General features: G+C 64.3%; 20 protein-coding genes and 1 pseudogene. 13 read left to right on the top strand and 8 right to left on the bottom strand.

Annotation, left to right across the window (positions count from 1 at the left end; translation table 11 throughout):
• Positions 1-6: 6 nt before the first annotated feature.
• Genes prmC through hemA form a run of 3 tightly spaced genes read right to left on the bottom strand, consistent with a single transcriptional unit; the run spans position 7 to position 3,238 of the window.
• Complete coding sequence (prmC, locus tag DER72_RS01215; RefSeq protein ID WP_110068183.1) at positions 7-870, bottom strand: peptide chain release factor N(5)-glutamine methyltransferase; 864 nt, start codon at positions 868-870, stop codon at positions 7-9.
• Positions 870-1,961 (bottom strand): peptide chain release factor 1, encoded by a 1,092-nt coding sequence (gene prfA / locus DER72_RS01220; protein ID WP_110068184.1) that lies wholly within the window; start codon positions 1,959-1,961, stop codon positions 870-872. Before prfA ends, prmC begins: the two co-directional genes overlap by 1 nt.
• A gap of 8 nt (positions 1,962-1,969) precedes the next feature.
• On the bottom strand, positions 1,970-3,238 hold the full coding sequence (gene hemA, locus DER72_RS01225; protein WP_110068185.1) for a glutamyl-tRNA reductase: 1,269 nt from the start codon (positions 3,236-3,238) through the stop codon (positions 1,970-1,972).
• A 163-nt stretch (positions 3,239-3,401) separates the two neighbouring features.
• On the opposite strand from hemA, the gene DER72_RS01230 reads away from it, so the two are divergent.
• The 11 genes from DER72_RS01230 to htpX all read left to right on the top strand — a co-directional run bounded on the left by DER72_RS01230 (position 3,402) and on the right by htpX (position 14,216).
• A complete protein-coding gene (locus DER72_RS01230; RefSeq protein WP_110068186.1) occupies positions 3,402-5,162 on the top strand; it encodes a tetratricopeptide repeat protein in 1,761 nt (586 codons plus the stop codon).
• Positions 5,163-5,199: 37 nt separating this feature from the next.
• Positions 5,200-5,817 (top strand): lipoprotein insertase outer membrane protein LolB, encoded by a 618-nt coding sequence (gene lolB, locus DER72_RS01235; protein ID WP_110068187.1) that lies wholly within the window; start codon positions 5,200-5,202, stop codon positions 5,815-5,817.
• Positions 5,818-5,821: 4 nt separating this feature from the next.
• Positions 5,822-6,724 (top strand): 4-(cytidine 5'-diphospho)-2-C-methyl-D-erythritol kinase, encoded by a 903-nt coding sequence (ispE, locus tag DER72_RS01240; RefSeq protein WP_110068188.1) that lies wholly within the window; start codon positions 5,822-5,824, stop codon positions 6,722-6,724.
• A gap of 28 nt (positions 6,725-6,752) precedes the next feature.
• Positions 6,753-7,694: a ribose-phosphate pyrophosphokinase gene (locus DER72_RS01245; protein ID WP_181395578.1), complete on the top strand. Its 942-nt coding sequence runs from the start codon at positions 6,753-6,755 to the stop codon at positions 7,692-7,694.
• Positions 7,695-7,804: 110 nt separating this feature from the next.
• Complete coding sequence (locus DER72_RS01250; RefSeq protein ID WP_110068190.1) at positions 7,805-8,440, top strand: 50S ribosomal protein L25/general stress protein Ctc; 636 nt, start codon at positions 7,805-7,807, stop codon at positions 8,438-8,440.
• A gap of 99 nt (positions 8,441-8,539) precedes the next feature.
• Positions 8,540-9,127, top strand: a complete 588-nt coding sequence (gene pth / locus DER72_RS01255) for an aminoacyl-tRNA hydrolase (RefSeq protein ID WP_110068191.1) — start codon at positions 8,540-8,542, stop codon at positions 9,125-9,127.
• Between the two features lie 74 nt (positions 9,128-9,201).
• Entirely contained in the window at positions 9,202-10,293 is a 1,092-nt protein-coding gene (gene ychF / locus DER72_RS01260) for a redox-regulated ATPase YchF (RefSeq protein WP_110068192.1), read from the top strand.
• A gap of 146 nt (positions 10,294-10,439) precedes the next feature.
• Positions 10,440-10,841 carry a peptide-methionine (R)-S-oxide reductase MsrB gene (gene msrB, locus DER72_RS01265; RefSeq protein WP_110068193.1) on the top strand — a complete coding sequence of 134 codons (402 nt, stop codon included), beginning with the start codon at positions 10,440-10,442 and terminating at the stop codon, positions 10,839-10,841.
• A 94-nt stretch (positions 10,842-10,935) separates the two neighbouring features.
• Positions 10,936-11,904 (top strand): ribosome biogenesis GTPase YlqF, encoded by a 969-nt coding sequence (ylqF, locus tag DER72_RS01270; RefSeq protein ID WP_110068194.1) that lies wholly within the window; start codon positions 10,936-10,938, stop codon positions 11,902-11,904.
• A gap of 42 nt (positions 11,905-11,946) precedes the next feature.
• Entirely contained in the window at positions 11,947-13,176 is a 1,230-nt protein-coding gene (locus DER72_RS01275) for a pyridoxal phosphate-dependent aminotransferase (RefSeq protein WP_110068195.1), read from the top strand.
• A gap of 137 nt (positions 13,177-13,313) precedes the next feature.
• Positions 13,314-14,216: a protease HtpX gene (gene htpX, locus DER72_RS01280; RefSeq protein WP_110068196.1), complete on the top strand. Its 903-nt coding sequence runs from the start codon at positions 13,314-13,316 to the stop codon at positions 14,214-14,216.
• A 90-nt stretch (positions 14,217-14,306) separates the two neighbouring features.
• On the opposite strand, the pseudogene DER72_RS16320 reads toward htpX, so the two are convergent.
• A pseudogene (locus DER72_RS16320) lies at positions 14,307-14,450 on the bottom strand (IS3 family transposase); the annotation flags it as partial.
• A 179-nt stretch (positions 14,451-14,629) separates the two neighbouring features.
• Here DER72_RS16320 and DER72_RS01285 point away from each other — a divergent pair.
• Together DER72_RS01285 and DER72_RS01290 are read left to right on the top strand one after the other, a co-directional pair.
• A complete protein-coding gene (locus DER72_RS01285) occupies positions 14,630-14,812 on the top strand; it encodes a hypothetical protein (RefSeq protein ID WP_110068197.1) in 183 nt (60 codons plus the stop codon).
• On the top strand, positions 14,809-16,437 hold the full coding sequence (locus DER72_RS01290; protein ID WP_110068198.1) for a class I SAM-dependent methyltransferase: 1,629 nt from the start codon (positions 14,809-14,811) through the stop codon (positions 16,435-16,437). Before DER72_RS01285 ends, DER72_RS01290 begins: the two co-directional genes overlap by 4 nt.
• A 45-nt stretch (positions 16,438-16,482) precedes the next feature.
• On the opposite strand, the gene DER72_RS01295 is transcribed toward DER72_RS01290, so the two are convergent.
• From DER72_RS01295 to pdxB, 4 genes are all read right to left on the bottom strand, one after another.
• Positions 16,483-17,631, bottom strand: a complete 1,149-nt coding sequence (locus tag DER72_RS01295; RefSeq protein ID WP_110068199.1) for a phospholipase D-like domain-containing protein — start codon at positions 17,629-17,631, stop codon at positions 16,483-16,485.
• 149 nt (positions 17,632-17,780) lie between these two features.
• Entirely contained in the window at positions 17,781-18,530 is a 750-nt protein-coding gene (locus DER72_RS01300; protein ID WP_110068200.1) for an endonuclease NucS domain-containing protein, read from the bottom strand.
• 92 nt (positions 18,531-18,622) lie between these two features.
• Complete coding sequence (locus DER72_RS01305; protein WP_146209026.1) at positions 18,623-18,913, bottom strand: hypothetical protein; 291 nt, start codon at positions 18,911-18,913, stop codon at positions 18,623-18,625.
• Positions 18,914-19,279: 366 nt separating this feature from the next.
• A complete protein-coding gene (pdxB, locus tag DER72_RS01310; RefSeq protein WP_110068202.1) occupies positions 19,280-20,455 on the bottom strand; it encodes a 4-phosphoerythronate dehydrogenase PdxB in 1,176 nt (391 codons plus the stop codon).
• Positions 20,456-20,539 lie beyond the last annotated feature (84 nt).

Raw genomic sequence — 20,539 nt, forward strand, 5'->3', positions numbered from 1 at the left:
GAACCCTCAACGCCCCGGCCAGCGCCCCAGGCTGACCCGCTCGAGGCCGGCCAGGTCGCGGCGGGTCGCCACCTCGTCATAGCCGGCCTCGATCAGGGCCTGGCGCACCGCCCCGCCCTGCTCGGCGCCGTGCTCGAGCAGCAGCCAGCCCGCTGTGGCCAGGTGCTCCCGGGCCGTGCGCACCAGGTGATGGAGGTCGGCCAGGCCGCCCTCGTCGGCCACCAGGGCGCTCACCGGCTCGAAGCGCACATCGCCACGGGCCAGGTGGGGGTCGTCGTCGGCCAGATAGGGGGGATTGGAGACGATCAGGTCGAAGCGTTCGGTGACGCCGTTCTCCCGGCCCTCCTCGAGGGCCGCGAACCAGTCGCTCTGTCGGAACTCGGCGTTGGCGATGGCGAGCCGCGCGGCGTTGCGGCGGGCGAGCGCCACCGCCTCGGCACGGATATCCACTCCCAGCACTCGCCAGCCCGGCCGCTCGCTGGCGAAGGCGAGCGCGATGGCGCCGGTGCCGGTGCCGAGATCCAGCAGCCGCCCGGTGGCAGCGCCCGCCTTCTCCAGGGCGGCCTCGACCAGGGTCTCGGTATCGGGACGCGGGATCAGGGTGCTCGGTTCGGTGGCCAGGCGCAGCCCCCAGAACTCCCGTTCGCCGGTGAGATAGGCCACCGGCTCGCCCGCCTCGCGGCGTGCCAGCAGGGCGGCGAAGCGCTCGGCCGTGGCGGGGTCCGCCTCGCGATCCCCCCAAGTGTAGAGCCAGGTGCGATCGACCTCGAGCAGGTGGCAGAGCAGCACCTCGGCGTCGAGGCGCGGGGTGGGCGAGCCGGCCGCCGCCAGGCGCGCCGCCGAGGCCACCAGCAGGGCATCGAGGCGCATCAGCTCTCCTGCTGCAGGGCGGCGAGCTGCTCCGCCTGATACTCGTGGATCAACGGCTCGATCACCTCGTCGAGCTGCTCACCGCTGATCACCTCAGCCAGCTTGTAGAGGGTCAGGTTGATGCGGTGGTCGGTGACCCGCCCCTGGGGGTAGTTGTAGGTGCGGATGCGCTCGCTGCGATCCCCGGAGCCCACCAGGCTCTTGCGCTCGTCGGCCTGGGCCTGGCGGCGCGAGGCCTCGGCGCTCTGTTTGAGGCGCGCGGCGAGCAGCGACATCGCCTTGGCGCGGTTCTTGTGCTGGCTGCGCTCCTCCTGGCACTCCACCACCACGCCGCTGGGCAGGTGGGTGATGCGAATCGCGGAGTCGGTGGTGTTGACGTGTTGGCCGCCGGCGCCGCTGGAACGGAAGGTGTCGACCCGCAGGTCGGCGGGATTGATGTCGATGTCGCCCACCGCATCGGCCTCGGGCATCACCGCCACGGTGCAGGCGGAGGTGTGGATGCGCCCCTGGGACTCGGTGGCCGGCACCCGCTGCACCCGGTGGGTGCCGGACTCGAACTTGAGCCGTGCATAGACCCCCTCGCCCTTGATGCGCGAGATGATCTCCTTGTAGCCGCCCTGCTCGCCGTGGCTGGCACTCACCACCTCGACCTTCCAGCCGTGCTGCTCGGCGTAGCGGGAGTACATACGGAAGAGGTCACCAGCAAACAGCGCCGCCTCGTCGCCGCCGGTGCCGGCGCGCACCTCCAGGAAGACGCTGCGACCGTCGTCGGGATCCTTCGGCACCAGCAGCTGCTTGAGGCGCACCTCCATGGCCGCGAGCCTGTCGCGCCCCTCGGCCAGCTCCAGCTCGGCCAGCTCGCGCATCTCCGGGTCGCTGTCGGAGGCGAGCTGCTGGGCGTCGGCGATGTCGTCCTCCACGCCACGGTACTCGCGCCAGGCCTCCACCAGCGCCTCGAGCTCGGCGTATTCGCGGGAGTAGTCGCGGAAGCGGGACTGGTCGCCGATCACCTCGGGATCCGCCAACAGGGCGGCGAGCTCCTCGAAGCGCTCGCCGAAGGCGTCGAGACGCGCACGCAGGGAAGCTTTCATGGGTTGTCCTATCGGGTCTTGTCAGGGGCGGCGCCGAGCAGCAGGGCGCCGGCGGCCTCGAGCAGGTCGTGACGCTCGGCGGAGGCGGCCTCGCGCAGCGCCACGGTGGGGCCGTGCAGCAGCCGGTTGGTCAGCTGGTGGGCCAGGCGGCGCACCACCGCCTCGGGGTCCTCGCCGCGGCCGAGCCGCGCCAGGGCCTGCTCCAGGGAGTGGTCGCGCAGGCTCTCGGCGCGGGAACGGTAGTCGTGGATCAGCTCGCCGCCACCGCGGATGCGCCGCTCGTGGAGCCAGGCGCCCACCCCGTGCTCGATCAGCGACTCGGCTTGGTCGGCGGCCACCTGGCGGTGACGGCGATTCTCCTCGATCACCTCCTGAAGGTCATCGACGGAGTAGAGGAAGATGTCGGCGAGCCTGCCCACCTCGGGCTCGATGTCCCGGGGCACGGCGATGTCGACCATGAAAATGGGGCGGTGGCGGCGCGCCTTCAGGGCCCGCTCCACCATGCCCTTGCCGATGATCGGCAGCGGCGCCGCCGTGGAGGAGATGACGATATCGGCCTCGACCAGCGCCTCGGGAATGGCGTCCAGGGTGATGGCGCGCCCGCCCAGGCCGCCGGCCAGCAGCTCGGCCCGCTCCCGGGTGCGGTTGGCCACGGTGATCTGGCGCACGCCGGCCTCGAAGAGGTGGCGCGCCACCAGCTCGATGGTCTCGCCGGCGCCGATCAGCAGGGCCCGGGCGCGACCGAAGTCATCGAAGATGCGGCTGGCCAGGCTCACCGCCGCATAGGCCACGGAGACGGGGTTGCGACCGATACCGGTCTCGGTGCGCACCTGCTTGGCCACCGCGAAGGTGTGCTGGAAGAGGCACTCGAGTTCCTTGCCGAGCCCGCGGGCCTCGCGGCTGGCCTGGTAGGCATCCTTGAGCTGGCCGAGGATCTGCGGCTCACCGAGCACCATGGAGTCGAGGCCCACGGCCACCCGCATCAGGTGGCGGGCGGCCTCGTGATCCAAATAGTGATAGGCGCAGGCCGAGAGGTCCGCCACCGGCAGGCCATGGAAGCGCCCCAGCCAGTCGAGGATCGCCATCTCCCCCTGGGGCTCGGTGACGCAGTAGAGTTCGGTACGGTTGCAGGTCGAGAGAACCGCTGCTTCCTTGACTTGGGGCAAACCGAGCAGCTCGCCGAGCGCCGTTTCCAGCTGGGCGGGGGTAAAGGCCACCTGCTCGCGCACCTCGACGGTGGCGGTTCGATGGTTGATTCCTAGGGCAAGCAGCGTCATCCGTCGGGCATCTTTACTGGTGGTGGCCGGCCTTGGCGGCGTCCTGATCATTGGGGGGTGGATTCTACCATAGCGTCGCCCGCTTGGCCGCCTTCGGTGGTGCGCTTTGCCCACGCCGGTCAAGCCGTTATGCTGACCCCTCGGCCCTGCCAGCGAGAACCCCATGCCTGCCGCTCTCCCCTCGTCACTACGCCCGCTCTCCGCCCGCCTGGCCCCGCTGGCGCTGGCCATGCTGCTCGCCGGCTGCCAGACGCTATCGGCCGTGGGCGGGGCCGGCGAGCCGCTGGACGATCCGCTGGCCGGCGCGCCCCCCATCGCGCGCGGCCTGGACGCCGAGGGGCTGGCCGGCCTGCTCACCGCGGAGCTCGCCGGCCAGCGCGGCGACTACCGCCGCGCCGCCCTGGGCTATCTGGAGGCCACCGAGCGCTACGCCGCCCCGGCCCTGGCCGAGCGCGCCGCCCTGGCCGCCAGCTTCAGCAGCGACCGCGAACTGCTGGCCCGGGCCGCCGACCGCTGGCAGGCGCTGGCCCCCGAGGCCGAGGCGCCCTCGCGGCTGCTCGCGGGGCTGGCGGTGCAGCGCGGCGACTGGCCCGATGCGCTGCGCCAGCGCCTGGCGCTGATCGAGCGTGGCAGCGAGAGCGACCTGACCGCCTTCGTCGAGGCGGCACTTGGCGAGAACGCCGACCCGGCACCGCTGCTGGCGCTGCTCCGCCCCTGGCTGCCCCGCGCGCCACAGGGCGCAGCCCGCCAGGACGCGGAGCTTGCCACCGCGCTGCTGGAGGTCTCCAGCGGCGACACCGCCGCCGCCGAGCGCCGTCTGGAACGGCTGGGCCAGAGTGCGCCGGAGCTGCCGGCGCTGTGGCTGACCCGGGCGCGCCTGGCCCAGGAGCGCGGCGACCACCGCGGCGCCCGCGAGGCGGCGCGGCGCGGGCTTTCCATCTCACCGGACGATGCCCGCTTCATCCTGCTGCTGGCCCAGAGCGAGCTGCGCCTGGGCAACGTCGCCGCCGCCGAGGCGAGCACCGACGCCCTGCTGGAGGATCATCCCGGCAACGCGGAGCTGCGCCTGTCACTGGCCCGCCTCTACCTCGAGGAGCGCGCCACCGAGGCCGCCCGCCGCCTGCTGCTGCCGCTGGTGGACGAGCCCGGTACCCCGCCCATGGCCTTCTACCTGCTCGGCACCACCGCCGAGGCGGAGGGCGAGGTGGACAACGCCCTGCTCTACTACCGCCAGGTAGCACCGGGGCCGGAGTTCCTGGCGGCACGCCTGCGCGCCGCCGAGATGCTGATCGAGGATGATCGCCTGCTCGACGCCCGCGCCTTTCTGCGCATCGAGCGGCTGCGCCATGAGGCCTACTTCGCCGATCTGGTCGGCCTCGAGGTGGAGCTGCTGGAGCGCGAGGGGCTCGCCGACGAGGCCACCGCCCTGCTCGACCGCGAGCTCGACCGCACCCCCAACGACGAGCAGCTGCTCTACCTGCGCGCCATGCGCGCCTGGGAGGCCGGCGACCCCGAGGGGATGGAGCGCGACCTGGGGCGCATCATCGAGCGCAACCCGGACAACGCCATGGCCCTCAACGCCCTGGGCTACACCCTGGCCGACCTGAACGTCACCGAGCGTCTCGACGAGGCGCGCGAGATGATCGAGCGTGCCCACGAGCTCGACCCCGGCAACCCCGCCATCATGGACAGTCTGGGCTGGGTCTATTATCGCCTGGGCGACCCCGAGCGCGCCCTGACCTGGCTCGAGCGCGCCTATGCCCAGATGCCGGACCAGGAGATCGCCGCCCACCTGATCGAGGTGCTGTGGGCCCTGGAGCGGCGCGCCGAAGCCCGCGAGCGCCTGGCCGAGGCCCTCGAGCGCTTCGACCAGCGCCCGCTGGTCGATGACCTGCTGCGGCGCATCCCCGAGCTGGCCCGCTGAAGGCCCGACACTCACCGACTACTGCCACGAGACACCCATGACGCCACGTTCCCTGACGACGCTGCTGATCCCCCTGCTCGCCCTGCTACTGCTGGCCGGCTGTGCCGGCCGCACGCCCGCCCCGGATGGCGAGCGCGCCGCCGGCCAGTGGCAGGCCCAGGCCGAGCGCACCGAGGCCCTGGACACCTGGATCCTGGTGGCACGCGTCGGACTGCGCACCTCTGAGGAGGGCACCAGCGCCAACCTCGACTGGAGCCAACACCCCCACTACTACAGGATGCTGCTCAGCGGCCCCTTCGGCAGCGGGCGCAGCACTCTGGAGGGCCGCGAGGGGCGCTTCTCGCTGACCACCTCCGAGGGCCGCTTCGAGGCCGAGACACCCGAGGCGCTGATGGAGGAGCAGCTCGGCTGGTCGCTGCCGATGGGCGCTCTGCAGGACTGGGTACGCGGCCTGCCCGGCTCGCAGAGCGACTACCGCCTGGAAGAGGATGAGCTGGGCTTCCCCCAGCGGCTTTCGCAGGACGGCTGGGAGATCGAGTACCGCGACTGGAGCCTGGCCGAGGGGCTCTGGCTGCCCCGCCGGCTGGTGATGACCTACGGCGACCTGCGCGTGACCCTGGTGGTCACCGACTGGCGCCCCGTGGTCGATGAGTAGGGCGATGAACGAGCCCCTCGTCCTGCCGGCCCCGGCCAAGCTCAACCGCCTGCTGCATATCGTCGGCCGCCGCCCGGACGGCTACCACGAGCTGCAGACGCTGTTCCAGTTCCTCGACCACGGCGACACCCTGCGCTTCCACCTTCGCGAGGATGGCGAGATCCGCCTGACCCCGGAGATTCCCGGGGTGCCCGCCGAGGAGAACCTGATCGTGCGCGCTGCCCGTGCGCTGCAGGCCGAGAGCGGCTGCCGGCTGGGCGCCGAGATCCATCTCGAGAAGCGCCTGCCGCTGGGCGGCGGCCTGGGCGGCGGCAGCAGCGATGCCGCCACCGCCCTACTCGGGCTCAATGCCCTGTGGCGGCTGGGGCTGACCCTGGACCGCCTGGCCGAGCTGGGGCTCGCCCTGGGCGCCGACGTGCCGGTGTTCGTACGCGGTCACGCCGCCTGGGGAGAGGGGGTCGGTGAGCGCCTCACCCCCGTCGAGCTCGACACCCCCTGGTTCGTGGTGGTGCATCCCGGCGTAGCGGTCTCCACCCCAGCGGTGTTCGGGGCCCCCGAATTGACACGCCACACCCCCCCGATTACCATGGCGCGCGCACTTCAGGGGGGTGCGTCGAGCTGGCGCAACGACTGCGAGGCCACGGTCAGGGCCCTCTATCCGCCCGTGGCGGAGGCGCTCGACTGGCTATCGGCACGAGCACCGGCCCTGCTGACCGGCACCGGCGCCTGCATCTTCGCCCGTCTGGCCAGCGAGGCCGCAGCCGACCGGCTGCTGGCCGAGATCGCCGGGCGCTGGCCGGCCTTCAAGGCCCGCGGCCTGAACCGCTCCCCTCTCCATGATGTTCTGGACCATGATGTTCTGGACCACGACGTCTTGGGGCATGACGCTGTGGAACTCGACTCCTGATGACCCAACCCTGCATAGGTGGCTGCGCGTGTCAAAATTGATGGTTTTCGCCGGGAACGCCAATCCCGAACTCGCCCGGAAGATCGCCGAGAGTCTGGACACCCGCATGGGCAACGCCACGGTCGGTCAGTTCAGCGACGGCGAGATCGCGGTCGAGATCAACGAGAACGTGCGCGGCAAGGACGTCTTCGTCCTCCAGTCCACCTGTGCACCGACCAATGACAACCTGATGGAGCTGGTGCTGATGGTGGACGCCCTGCGTCGCGCCTCGGCCCACCGCATCACCGCCGTGGTGCCCTACTTCGGCTACGCCCGCCAGGATCGTCGCGTGCGCTCCGCCCGGGTGCCCATCTCCGCCAAGATCGTCGCCGACATGCTGGTCAAGGCCGGCGTCGACCGGGTGATGACCATGGACCTGCACGCCGACCAGATCCAGGGCTTCTTCGACGTGCCGGTGGACAACGTCTACGGCTCGCCGATCCTGCTCGACGACATCGAGCGCCAGAACTACGAGAACCTGGTGGTGGTCTCCCCCGACGTGGGCGGCGTGGTCCGTGCACGCGCCATCGCCAAGCAGCTCAACGCCGATCTCGCCATCATCGACAAGCGTCGCCCCTCCGCCAACCAGGCCCAGGTGATGCACATCATCGGCGAGATCGAGGGGCGCAACTGCGTGGTGGTCGACGACATGATCGACACCGCCGGCACCCTGTGCAAAGCCGGCGAGGCCCTCAAGGAGCACGGCGCCCAGCGCGTGGTGGCCTACGCCACTCACCCCATCCTCTCGGGGCCTGCGGTCGACAACATCGTCGGCTCGGTGCTCGACGAGGTGGTGGTCACCGATACCATTCCGCTCTCCGACAACGCACGCCGCTGTGGCCATATCCGCCAGCTCAGCGTGGCCGGGCTGATCGCCGAGGCGATCCGTCGGGTGAGCAACGAGGAATCCGTCAGCGCCATGTTCCACTGAGGCACACGCCTCGGGAACCGCGCCGGAAAGCGCCCTGCGGGGCAACTGGAAGCGTCACGGTCAGGTCGCGGGCCGCGGCGCCTTCCTTACTTCACTGAAGAGGCAATACCATGTCTGATTTTACCCTAAACGCCAGCGTTCGTAACGACCTGGGGAAAGGTGCGAGCCGCCGCCTGCGTCGTGAGAACCTCCAGGTGCCGGCCATCGTCTACGGTGGTGAGAAGGCGCCCCAGCCGATCTCCGTCGAGAAGTCCGCCTTCTACAAGGCCGCCGAGAGCGAGTCCTTCTTCTCCTCCGTGATCAACCTGGTCATCGACGGCAAGAGCGAGCAGGTCGTGGTGCGTGACATGCAGCGTCACCCCTTCAAGCCGCTGATCACCCACGCTGACTTCCTGCGCGTGGACGCCACCCACGAGATCACCATCAACGTGCCGCTGCACGTGGTGGGCGAAGAGAAGTCCAAGGCCATCAAGGATAACGGCGGCGAGCTGCACGTGCTGGCCAACGAAGTCCAGATCAGCTGCCTGCCGAAGGACCTGCCGGACTTCCTGGAAGTGGACATCACCGACGTCGAGCTGGGTTCTACCCTGCACCTGACCGACCTGGTCCTGCCGGCCGGCGTGACCCTGGTCGAGCTGACCCACGGCGAGGACCACAACCAGGCGATCCTCAGCATCACCAAGCCCAAGGCCCGCGGTGGCGAGGCAGCCGGTGAAGGCGAGGAAGGCGAGGAAGGCGAGGAGTAATCCTCACCGCTCCATCCGACCGCCCGGGGCCGTGCCAGGCACGGCCCCTTCCGGTTACGATCAAGCGCCCCGGCGCTTGATTTTTTTTGGAGGCAACCCATGAGTCAGGTCAGAGCGATCATCGGGCTGGGCAACCCCGGCGCCGACTACGAGGCCACCCGCCACAATGCCGGCGCCTGGCTGGTGGAGGCGGTGGCCCGCCGCGCAGGGGCCGAGCTGCGCCCCGACCGCAAGTTCCTCGGGCTCCATGCCCGGGTGCAGTTCGAGGGCCACGACCTCCATCTGCTCAACCCGACGACCTTCATGAACCGCAGCGGTGGCGCCGTGGCGGCCCTCTGCCAGTTCTACAAGATCGCCCCGGACGAGCTGCTGGTGGCCCACGATGAGCTGGACATCCCCCCCGGCACCGCCCGCTACAAGACCGGCGGCGGCCACGGCGGCCACAACGGACTGCGCGACATCATCAGCGCCCTGGGCAACGAGCGCGGCTTCCACCGCCTGCGCCTCGGCATCGGCCACCCGGGCGATGCCAAACAGGTGACCCACTTCGTGCTGGGGCGCCCCGGCAAGGCCGAGCATGGCGCCATCCAGGCGGCCATCGACGAGTGCCTGGCCACCCTGCCCCAGGCGCTGGCCGGGGACTGGGTCAAGGCCATGAACCGGCTGCACAGTTTCAAGAGCGCCTAACGTTTCAAACGCGCTTCGCCCGCGTAGAATAGACGCCACCTTCCAATCGCGAACACGCTTTCCAGGACGATCCCATGGGTTTCAACTGCGGTATCGTCGGCCTGCCCAACGTCGGCAAGTCGACCCTCTTCAACGCCCTCACCAAGTCCGGCATCGACGCCGAGAATTTCCCCTTCTGCACCATCGAGCCCAACGTCGGCATCGTGCCGATGCCCGACCCACGCCTCGACCGGCTCGCCGAGATCGTCAAGCCGCAGAAGGTGATGCCCACCACCATGGAGTTCGTCGACATCGCCGGGCTGGTAGCCGGGGCCTCCAAGGGCGAGGGGCTCGGCAACAAGTTCCTGGCCAACATCCGCGAGACCCAGGCCATCGCCCACGTGGTGCGCTGCTTCGACAACGACAACGTCATTCATGTCGCCAACCAGGTGGACCCGCGGGCGGACATCGAGATCATCAACATGGAGCTGGCGCTGGCCGACCTGGACACCGTGGAGCGCGCCATCCAGCGCCTGGTGCGCGTGGCCAAGGGCGGCGACAAGGAGGCCATCGCCACCAAGGCGATCCTCGAGCGCATCCAGCCCCACCTGGCCGAGGGCCTGCCGCTGAGAAGCTTCGGCCTCGACGAGGACGAGAAGAAGCAGCTCAAGGGCTTCGGCTTTTTGACCCTGAAGCCCACCATGTACATCGCCAACGTCAACGAGGACGGCTTCGAGGCCAACCCCTATCTGGACGTGGTCCGCGAGATCGCCGAGGCCGAGGGCGCCGTAGTGGTGCCGGTGTGCAACCAGCTCGAGGCGGAGATCGCCGAGCTCGATGACGAGGAGCGCGCCATGTTCCTCGACGAGATGGGCATGGAGGAGCCGGGCCTCGACCGGGTGATCCGCGCCGGCTACGCCCTGCTCGGCCTGCAGACCTACTTCACCGCCGGAGTGAAGGAGGTACGCGCCTGGACCGTCAAGGTGGGCGCCACCGCCCCCGAGGCCGCCGGCGTGATCCACACCGATTTCCAGAAGGGCTTCATCCGCGCCGAGGTGATCGCCTACGACGACTTCGTCAGCCTCGGCGGCGAGCAGGCCGCCAAGGACGCCGGCAAGTGGCGCCTGGAGGGCAAGGAGTACATCGTCCAGGACGGCGACGTGATCCACTTCCGCTTCAACGTCTAGGCCCGCGCTCCCTCACGAGCGCTCGCCCCGGCGCGCGCTCAGCGTTGAGCTGGCGTGATCCCCGGGCGGCCGTTGCCGGTCACATTCCCGCCACGGGGTGCCACAATGAGAGGAGCTCACAGGCCCCGACGACGAGGAGAGAGGCTATGCGAACCAAGGTAAAGAAGAGCGAGGCCGAGTGGCGCCAGCAGCTGACGCCCGAGCAGTACCGGGTCACCCGCGAGAAGGGCACCGAGCCCCCCTTCAGCGGCCACTACCGGGTCAGCGACGAGCACGGCATCTACCACTGCGTCTGCTGTAACGCCCCGCTGTTCGAGAACGAGCACAAGTTCGACGCCGGCTGCGGCTGGCCGAGCTTCGATCGCCCGCTCGGCCGGCACAGCGTCGAGGAGCATATCGACACCTCCCACGGCATGGTGCGCACCGAGGTGGTCTGCGCCCACTGCGACGCCCACCTGGGCCATGTGTTTCCCGACGGCCCGCCGGACACTACCGGGCTGCGCTACTGCATCAACTCGGTGGCCATCGACTTTCACTCCGGAGAATAGCACGCCAGGGAATCGCCTTACGCCACATCCTGCCACGGCCGCCCATCTGGTAAGATGGGCGGCCGTTCTTTTGGCTGACCCAAGTGAGGCCCCCATGCTCGGCTGGTACCCGGGACACATGCACAAGGCGCGCCGCCAGATCACCGAGGCGTTGCCGGAGATCGACGTGGTGATCGAGGTCCTCGACGCCCGCCTGCCCTACTCCAGCGCCAACCCCATGCTCGCCCAGCTGACCCGTCACAAGCCGGTGCTGAAGCTGCTGTCGCGGGCCGACCTGGCCGACCCCGAACGCACCCGGGAGTGGGTGGCCCACTTCGACGCTCAGCCCGACATGCGCGCGCTCGCCGTCACCACCACCAACGCCCGGGAGCTCAAGCGCATCCCCAAGCTCTGCCACGAGCTGGCGGGCCAGGTGCGCGCCGACCGCGACGTGCGGGTGATGGTGATGGGCATTCCCAACGTCGGCAAGTCGACCCTGATCAACGGTCTGGCCGGCAGGAGCATCGCCAAGACCGGCAACGAGCCCGCGGTGACCAAGCGCCAGCAGAAGGTGCGCATCGGCGGGCGCATCGCCATCATCGACACCCCCGGGGTGCTGTGGCCCAAGATCGAGGACCAGGCCAGCGCCTATCGGCTGGCCGCCAGCGGCGCCATCCGCGATACCGCCATCGACTATGTCGACGTGGCGGTGGTCACCGCCGCCGAGCTGGCCCGCCGCTATCCCGAGGCGCTCACCGCGCGCTACCGGCTCAAGGCGCTGCCGGCCTACACCGCCAACCCCGAGGCCGAGCGGGTCGAGGCCGACGGCCCGGTGCGCGTGGACCTGCTGGCGCTGGCCAGCTTCGATGGCCACGCCATCCTGGCCGAGATCGCCAGCCGCCGCGGCGGCCTGCGCCCCGGCGGCGAGGTGGACCTGCACCGCGGCGCCGAGGTGCTGCTCCACGAGCTGCGCGACGGCAAGCTCGGCCGCCTGACCCTGGAGACCCCGGCGGATATCCCCCCCGAGCCAGTGGAAGAGCCGGCCTGTGCCGAGGATGACGCCGACCCCGACCACACCGCATAATCCCCCTTCGCCCGCCGCCCTGGACACTGGACACCGAACGACATGGACACCACCCCGATCCGGAAATCGCACAAGCTGCACAACGTCTGCTACGACATCCGCGGCCCGGTGCTCGACCACGCCAAGCGGCTGGAAGAGGAAGGCCAGCGCATCCTCAAGCTCAACATCGGTAACCCCGCCCCGTTTGGCTTCGAGGCGCCGGAGGAGATCCTCCAGGACGTGATGCGCAACCTGCCCACCGCCCAGGGCTACTGCGACTCCAAGGGGCTCTACTCGGCGCGCAAGGCGATCATGCAGGAGTGCCAGCGCAAGGAGATCCCCGGCGTCGGCATCGAGGACATCTACATCGGCAACGGCGTCTCCGAGCTGATCGTGATGGCCATGCAGGCGCTGCTCAACGACGGCGACGAGGTGCTGATCCCCGCGCCGGACTACCCGCTGTGGACCGCCGCCGCCAACCTCTCCGGGGGACGCGCCGTGCACTACCTGTGCGACGAGCAGGCCGACTGGGCGCCGGATCTCGACGATATCCGCAGCAAGGTGACCAGCCACACCCGGGCCATCGTGATCATCAACCCCAACAACCCCACCGGGGCCGTCTACCCGCCCGAGGTGGTGCGCGAGCTGCTGGAGATCGCCCGTCAGCACGACCTGGTGGTCTTCTCCGACGAGATCTACGACAAGATCCTCTACGATGGCGTCGAGCACGTCTCCACCGGCGCCCTGGCCGGCGAGGACCAGTTGGTAGTGACCATGAACGGGCTCTCCAAGAGCTACCGCTGCGCCGGCTTCCGCTCCGGCTGGATGATCCTCTCCGGCAACCTCGCCAAGCAGCGCGCCGCCGACTTCATCCAGGGGCTGACCATGCTCGCCTCCATGCGCCTGTGTGCCAACGTGCCGGCCCAGCACGCCATCCAGACGGCACTCGGCGGCTACCAGTCGATCAACGACCTGATCCTGCCCGGCGGGCGCCTGCTGGCCCAGCGCGACATCACCCATGAGAGGCTCAACGCCATCCCAGGGGTGAGCTGCGTCAAGGCCAAGGGGGCGCTCTACGCCTTCCCGCGGCTCGACCCCAAGGTCTACAACATCCGCGACGACCAGCAGCTGGTGCTCGACCTGCTGCTACAGGAGAAGATCCTGCTGGTCCAGGGCACCGCCTTCAACTGGCCGGAGCCGGACCACGTGCGCATCGTCACCCTGCCCTGGGCCGACCAGCTCGGCGACGCCCTGGAGCGCTTCGAGCGCTTCCTGTCGCGCTATCGCCAGTAGTGGCGCCGGCCAGGGCACCCGGCGCTTGAAACCCACGGGCCCCGGCCGTATCTAAGCTAATGCTTCTCAACGCCGCGCCTCGGCGCGGCACCTCACTCCGGCCCCCTTTCCCCCGATAACCATTGGAGACCCCCACCATGATGAGAATCCTGCTCTTTCTGGGCACCAACCTGGCCGTCATTATCGTCGCCAGCATCACCCTGCGGCTGCTGGGGGTGGAAGGCTACCTGCGCAGCCAAGGCATCAACTTCAACTCCCTGCTGATCTTCTGCTTCATCGTCGGTATGGCCGGCTCCATGATCTCGCTGTTCCTCTCCAAGTGGATGGCCAAGCGCAGCACCGGCACCGTGATCATCGAGACGCCCAGCAACGCCACCGAGAAGTGGCTGCTCGACACCGTGGAGGAGCTCTCCCGCCAGGCCGGCATCAAGACGCCCGAGGTGGGCATCTTCCCCGCCCAGCAGTCCAACGCCTTCGCCACCGGCTGGAACAAGAATGACGCCCTGGTGGCGGTCTCCGCCGGCCTGCTCAACCGCATGCGCCCCGAGGAGGTGCGCGCGGTGCTGGCCCACGAGATCGGCCACGTGGCCAACGGCGACATGGTGACCCTGGCGCTGATCCAGGGGGTAGTGAACACCTTCGTGATGTTCTTCGCCCGGGTGGTCGCCCACCTGGTGGACCAGTTCCTCAAGAGCCGCAGCGACGGCGCGGGGCTCGGCTTCATGGGCTACTTCGCGGTGGTGATCGTCGCCGAGATCGTCTTCGGCATCATCGCCTCGGCCATCGTCGCCTGGTTCTCGCGCTTCCGCGAGTACCGCGCCGACGCCGCCGGTGCCAAGCTCGCCGGCTCCGGCGCCATGATCAATGCCCTCGCCCGCCTCAAGGCGGAGACCGAGATGCCCGACCAGATGCCGGACACCCTGCGCGCCATGGCCATCACCAAGGGCCAGACCCGCTCGCTGATGGAGCGCATGTTCGCCAGCCACCCGCCCTTGGATGACCGTATCCGTGCCCTGAAGGAAGCGGCCTACCGCCAGTAAGCAAGCTTACGGAAAGCCACAACGCAGAGGGCCCGCCATTGGCGGGCCCTCTGCTGTTGGTGATCTTACCCAGCATTGGTGGACACCGGTCTAAGAGGTCATTCGGGCCTCGAAGGCCTCCGGGATGATCAGCCCAATCGCACTGTGCCGGCGTTGCCGGTTGTCGTCCAGTTCAATGTACTCGAACACCTGCTGCCGCATGGCCTCCCGGATCTCGAAGCGTTCGCCATGTAACGGGGTGTCCACTGCTGCTGGGCAAGATCAATCCATTATGGCTAACGCTTGGCTTTGCGGCGTACCGAAGCACAGCGTAGGTACGTCCGACAATAGCCACTTGTTAGGATTTTTCGTGGACATTTTGCACATAGGTAATATAATGCACATAGGTGCTATAGGTTACAAAGGGGATTGGAATGTCGAAAAGTGAATCTGGTCGATTAGTTCTTGAGATTGACCCCGAATTAAAGCGAAAGCTCTATGCCGTATTGGCATTGGAACAAAAAACCTTAAAAGAATGGTTTATCGAATCTTCATCATCTTATGTAAAAGAAAGACTCAAGGCAGAGCTGGATAGCTTAGGGGGTGAAAAAGAATGAAGTTCAAAGCAGATCAGACAACCCAAAAGCTCAGGGGCGGCTACTATACACCAAAACCCTTAGCAGACTATGTAACAAGCTGGGTTTGTGCAATTAACCCTGAGCACATTGCGGAGCCGAGTTGTGGAGATGGTGTTTTTCTGCAAAGCATTGCTGAGAAAACACTCAACAAAGACGTGCAGGTAACTGCTTATGAGCTATTCGATGTCGAAGCCGAGAAAGCCAGATCAAGAGCCGCCGAATCAGGGTTGAATAATTTTCAAGTAAATGAAGGTGACTTTTTAGATTGGGCCAATATTGCATTGTTAGAGAAAGCGCACCCTTTCGATGCTGTGGTTGGCAACCCTCCGTTCATCCGTTATCAGTTCCTTGAAAAGGAATTTCAGCTGAACACAGAACGGGTATTTCAAACACTCGGTCTTAAATTCACTAAACACACCAATGCATGGGTGCCTTTTATCCTGGCTTCCATTTCATTGCTACGCCCAGGTGGTCGACTGGGTATGGTCATTCCATCTGAAATTGTGCATGTTTTGCACGCACAGTCATTGCGTACTTACCTTGGTACCGAATGCAGCAAGGTTGTCATCATTGATCCTCAGGAAATTTGGTTCGAGGGCACGCTGCAAGGTGCGGTGATAATTATGGCCGAGAAGAAAATGGACTTTCATGAGCCGACCCAAGGAGTCGCCATTGAGAGCGTGCGCGGGTTTGACTTTCTTGAAACTGATCCGAATCAGCTCTTCGAAAACGCTGTCGGAATCAATGGTGAAACAGTCGCAGGGAAATGGACTAAGGCTCTGTTCTCCCCCGAAGATCTAGCTTTTTATAATGACATTTGTCGGCACGATGACGTCCATGTCTACAGTGAGATTGCTACAGTAGATGTTGGGATCGTTACTGGTGCAAACAAATTTTTCTTAATTGATGATGAGACAGTAAAGCAACACAAGTTGCATAAATATGTACACCCAATGTTTGGTCGAAGCGAGCATTGTAAAGGCGTCATATATGACGAAGCACAACACCAGTCTAATAAAGATTCAGGAAACCCAACGAACTTTCTTCTGCTGGAGAATGAGCTCGACACCTACCCAGAGAACGTGAAGCACTACATCGCTCAGGGTGAACAGGAAGACCTACACAAGCGCTACAAATGCCGGATCCGTAAACCATGGTACAAAGTGCCTTCTGTTTACGCTACTACCATTGGGATGCTTAAGCGTTGTCATGATGCTCCACGTTTAATTTCTAACCAAATTAGTGCATACACTACGGATACCGCATACAGAATAAGACCTCTGGGTAATATTGATCCAGACACTCTCGTGTATTGCTTTATAAATCCAATCACCGCAATTTCTGCGGAGCTGAATGGGCGGTATTATGGTGGTGGCGTATTAGAGCTGGTGCCATCAGAAATTGAAAAATTATGGCTGCCTATTCCTGATGGAGTTGATACCCAACTGGCACTGCTTGATGAAGAGATCCGAACCCTACCTATGGAAGAGGTGTTGCGCAGAAATGGCTATCGTGTGTTGCAGCATATCGGCTTGACTGAGCAAGATGTCGAAAGACTGGTTCAAATTTGGTCTGGGTTCCGAGACCGGAGACAAAGAAAATAATCAGGGAAATGAGGCGTTCAACTCACCTGACGCCTCTGATTACGTTTAGGTGATTTCTATCTGGTAGTTACTGCCTCCCAGGTGGTAAAGCGCCATGTGCTTACCCAAGAGTCCTCGCTTGGCAACAAGCGCTTTGGCAGCCCCCCAATGTATCTGAGTCATTGCATTATTTTGAGCATACGTTTTTGTGTTTGTTTTAGAATTGTGGGTCAAGCGCAAATCGTAATTACCATTTGAGATACCATTAATAATGATTTCAAAAGTTGCTGTTGCCCTCAATAGGTGTTTTTTACTGGGGCTGGCATCAGGTGTCCATGTGAGCCCTGCAAACACGCTATCCTTAAAATAGTGCCGTTGATCAATTCCATCAAGCAGGCCTTTCTTTAAGTACATAGACCCAGTTGGATTGGTGTTACTGCCAGTAGGGATGCATAAATCTCTTTCCGTTAACTCTTTACTGGACCAAACCAAACCTGCGGCTGGAGCAACTTGGGAATTCTGCGGTTTTGGTGGCGCAACAGGAACAGGTTGCGGTACAGCCTGAGGCTTTCTTCGATGTATTGGTAAGGCAGGTGTGGCCACTGATTGCCCACCTGGGGACTTAGTGCCAATGACGGGAGCTTTTTTCTTTATGCTCTCATCTTCCAACCGCCCTTCATTAACTAAGTCGTCTAACTGATTTCCAGCGGTGATCTGAAATACATTCAATGGATGCTGACCAATCAATGCTCTGAATGGGTCAATTAGCGCTGAAGCATACTGACTATCATCATGGCTAGTCAAATCAAGTTCAACTTTTGAACTAACCTCAACGTTGTCGCTAAGTCCACTCGCTGTCAGATTTGCACTCCCCACGATAAACGTGGCTTGTTGAGCGCCAATTGCCGCGTAGAGTTTTGGATGGAAAAGACTTGCTTGCGTCCCCATGTCAATGACGTGGGGTTGCACTCCGATTGCCAGGAGTTTAGCTAATGCTTGTTTAGAAGTTATTCCATTCGAAATACCAACAAAAACTTGAGCTATATTATTCTTTCTCTGAAGAGCCGTCTCAATTTTTGCTACTCCCGCTTCCCTCACAAATGCAACACTGATAAATAAGTTATCTGCCCACGGAGAATCAATTAAGTTGTTTATTGCATGCTCATGGTCATGATTAGGGGCAAGACCCTGTGTAAGAGCTGATACTTTTGCCAACTATATATCCTTTTTAATCATGAAATTATTGTTTACGAGTAGTGGTGACCACGATGAAGCGCTGATAACCCTAACGCAGAGCGCACCGGTGGCCTTTGTGGAACGAAGCGGAGGAAAGGGCATCCGTGTGACGCGTATTGTTAAATTCTTCACTCAAGTCGAGCCTCACGCAGACTGACGGATAGCTCATATTCGAATAACTGAACGCCCTGAACCCCAGAGCAAGCGAGTAACAAATCCTCTGAAATATGCCGAGCCACGATAATGCCTCGAACCGACTGCCCAGGTTCCGTCTGGTTTTTCCTGATCCAGGCCATGTACCGCAGCAACTGACCGACAACCCTGTCATACCCCTTCGACACTTTTAACTCTATGACAACGTAGTTGCCCTCCGAATCCGTGGCCAGAATATCAATAAATCTTCCACCCACTGGAAACTCAAGACCATTTATCCCTTCATCCTCAAACAGAGTAAGGCCTGACTCTATAAGGTGAAGGTTCCTTGCGAGGTAATTCTGCAAGTCTTTTTCATACGCGAACTCCGGACTACCTTCCTCTGCTAACTCTTGAACTTCTTCCTGTACTGCCTGTTCGGCATCATCCCCTGGGTAAATTGGCGCTGGGTCATTCTGTGGTCGATATAGGCGAAAATGTTTGGGGTCCACTTGAAAGAACAGGTCATCCTCTCCCGGCTTGGCCCCATAATGTACCCGGCTTTTCGAGTTAACTGACATTCTAAGCAGATGGGCAGCAATCGTTCCGTCTTTGATTTTTGGATAGTTTTCCCTGAACCAAGAACGGACTCGGTCACGCGAAATCACGGTATCCGGCTTCAAATCTATGTCACGCACCATGTCATGCATAAGGGCTCGAACGGGTTTGTCATAAAGTGATGCCATGGAACCTCTTAGAATTTAACGCCTTTGTTTAGCGGCGCCACGTCAGGGGCGTCCGGTGGAGGCCGCAGGCCGGAACAAACTACAACAGTTTGTTAGGTGCCAAACGCCCATGCGGAGACGCCAGCTATAACAAGCCCTAAAAGTAAGCCAGTAAATAGGTTCCACGCCCTGATCTTACTCTCGTAACGCCTGTTCTCTTTTTGCTCCAGCTTCGCTATCTGAACCTTCATCACAGCCGTGAAGGTTGGATTCGTGCCACGAATGCTTAGCCGGGCCTCGGCAGCTGCGAGTTCCTGAGCATCAAGAGTGTCTATTTCGCTCGGATCGCTACTCGCCAAGTACCGCTGAAACATCTTTACTATTTCATGGTCTGGCACAGACATTCTCAAAGCCTCGTTTCGCACCTAACAGGTATTAGACAGCGCGCTCGTTTATTGACTTGAACGCGCGTGCTCGTTCAAGTCAATAAACGAGCGTGCAAATTTCCCACCAAGTGACTGATTTTCCTGAAAATTAAGAATAATTTGACTGCATAAGAAGGATTCGCGTGCCTGCTCGCTCGGCCATTCAGGCACGCTACCGCCCACTGCATGTTGACATGACACCTGCCATCCATGCGGCGTAATGCGCCTTCTTGATGACGCTGGCGCCGTCGCGGCTAGCTTGCCGCATCTCAGCGTATGCCGGGGCCGTCATGGTTGCAAAGGGCAGTTAGGATGCGAAAGCCCTGCGCTCACCCTGGTGAGCTATCACCCCTTGCCGTTATCGCCCTGCAGCAGCCGGAAGCCCCCTCCCGCCAGCAGCGCGGCCAGGGCGGCGTCGGGCTCGGCCAGGGCGACCTCCAGGGTGGCGAACTCGCGGCGCAGGGGGTAGTGGGCGCGACAGGCATCGAAGCCCTTCGCCATGCCCTGGCGGCGGCTTTCGCGCAGCAGGCTGTCGTGGTCGCGGCGCACGTCATGGACGGCACGCAGGCAGAGCCGCAGCGCCTCCTCGGCGGCGAGGCCCGGGCCGAGTTCCAGGCGGCGCAGCGGCGGCGGGGGCAGCAGGTCGGCAAGGGAGACTCTGGCAGGCAGGCCCAGCTCGCGGCACAGTGCCCGGTAGATCTGATGGGTGCCGCGCCGCTTGCCGTCCAGGCTGTGGCCAGCGATATGTGGCGTGGCGATCTCGGCGAGGTCCCGCAGGGCGCCGTCGATGGCGGGCTCGTGCTCCCAGACATCGAGTACCGCGCTGATATCACCCTCCCCGGCCAGCCGCTGGCGCAGCGCCGCACCGTCCACGCAGTCGCCGCGACCGGCATTGAGCAGCACGGTGCCGGGCGCGAGTTCGGCAATCGCCCGGGCGCCCAGCAGGTGGTGGGTGGCATGGGGCCCCTCGCGCACTAGGGGGGTGTGCAGGCAGAGCACGTCGCACTCGTCGATCAGCGTCTCGAGGTCGACGAAGTCGGCCCTCTCCTTCTCCACATCCCCTGCCTCGACCCGGGGCGGGTCGCAGGCCAGGCAGTCGATCCCCATGGCGGCCAGGCGCCCCAGCAGCCGCCCGCCCACGTTGCCGGCGCCCACCACCCCCACCCGCCGCTCGGCGAGGCGCCAGCCCTGGCGCTCGGCCAGGGTGGCGAGGCTGCCGAGCACATGATCCACCACCGCCTCGGCGTTGCAGCCCGGGGCACTGGCGAAGGCGATACCGCGCTCGGCGAGCAGCGCGGTCTCGATATGGTCGGTGCCGATGGTGCAGGTGCCCACGAAGCGCAGCCGGTTCGCTCGGGCCAGCAGCGCTTCGTCTACCCGGGTGATGGAGCGCACCACCAGGGCGTCCACGTTGACCAGGTCATCGGCGGTGATCTCCCGCCCGGGCCGGCGGACAAGCTCGCCCAGCGAACCGAAGCAGGCCTCGGCGGCGGGGACGTTAGCATCGACAAGGATTCGCATGGTCTCTTGTTCCCACTTCTCAGGCGATTACAATACGCCCCAACCTACCACTCCCCCGCCGCCACGGGGAGCCTCTGCATCTCA

It is taken from the genome of Halomonas sp. A11-A (assembly GCF_003182195.1).
Taxonomy (GTDB): Bacteria; Pseudomonadota; Gammaproteobacteria; order Pseudomonadales; family Halomonadaceae; genus Halomonas; species Halomonas alkalicola.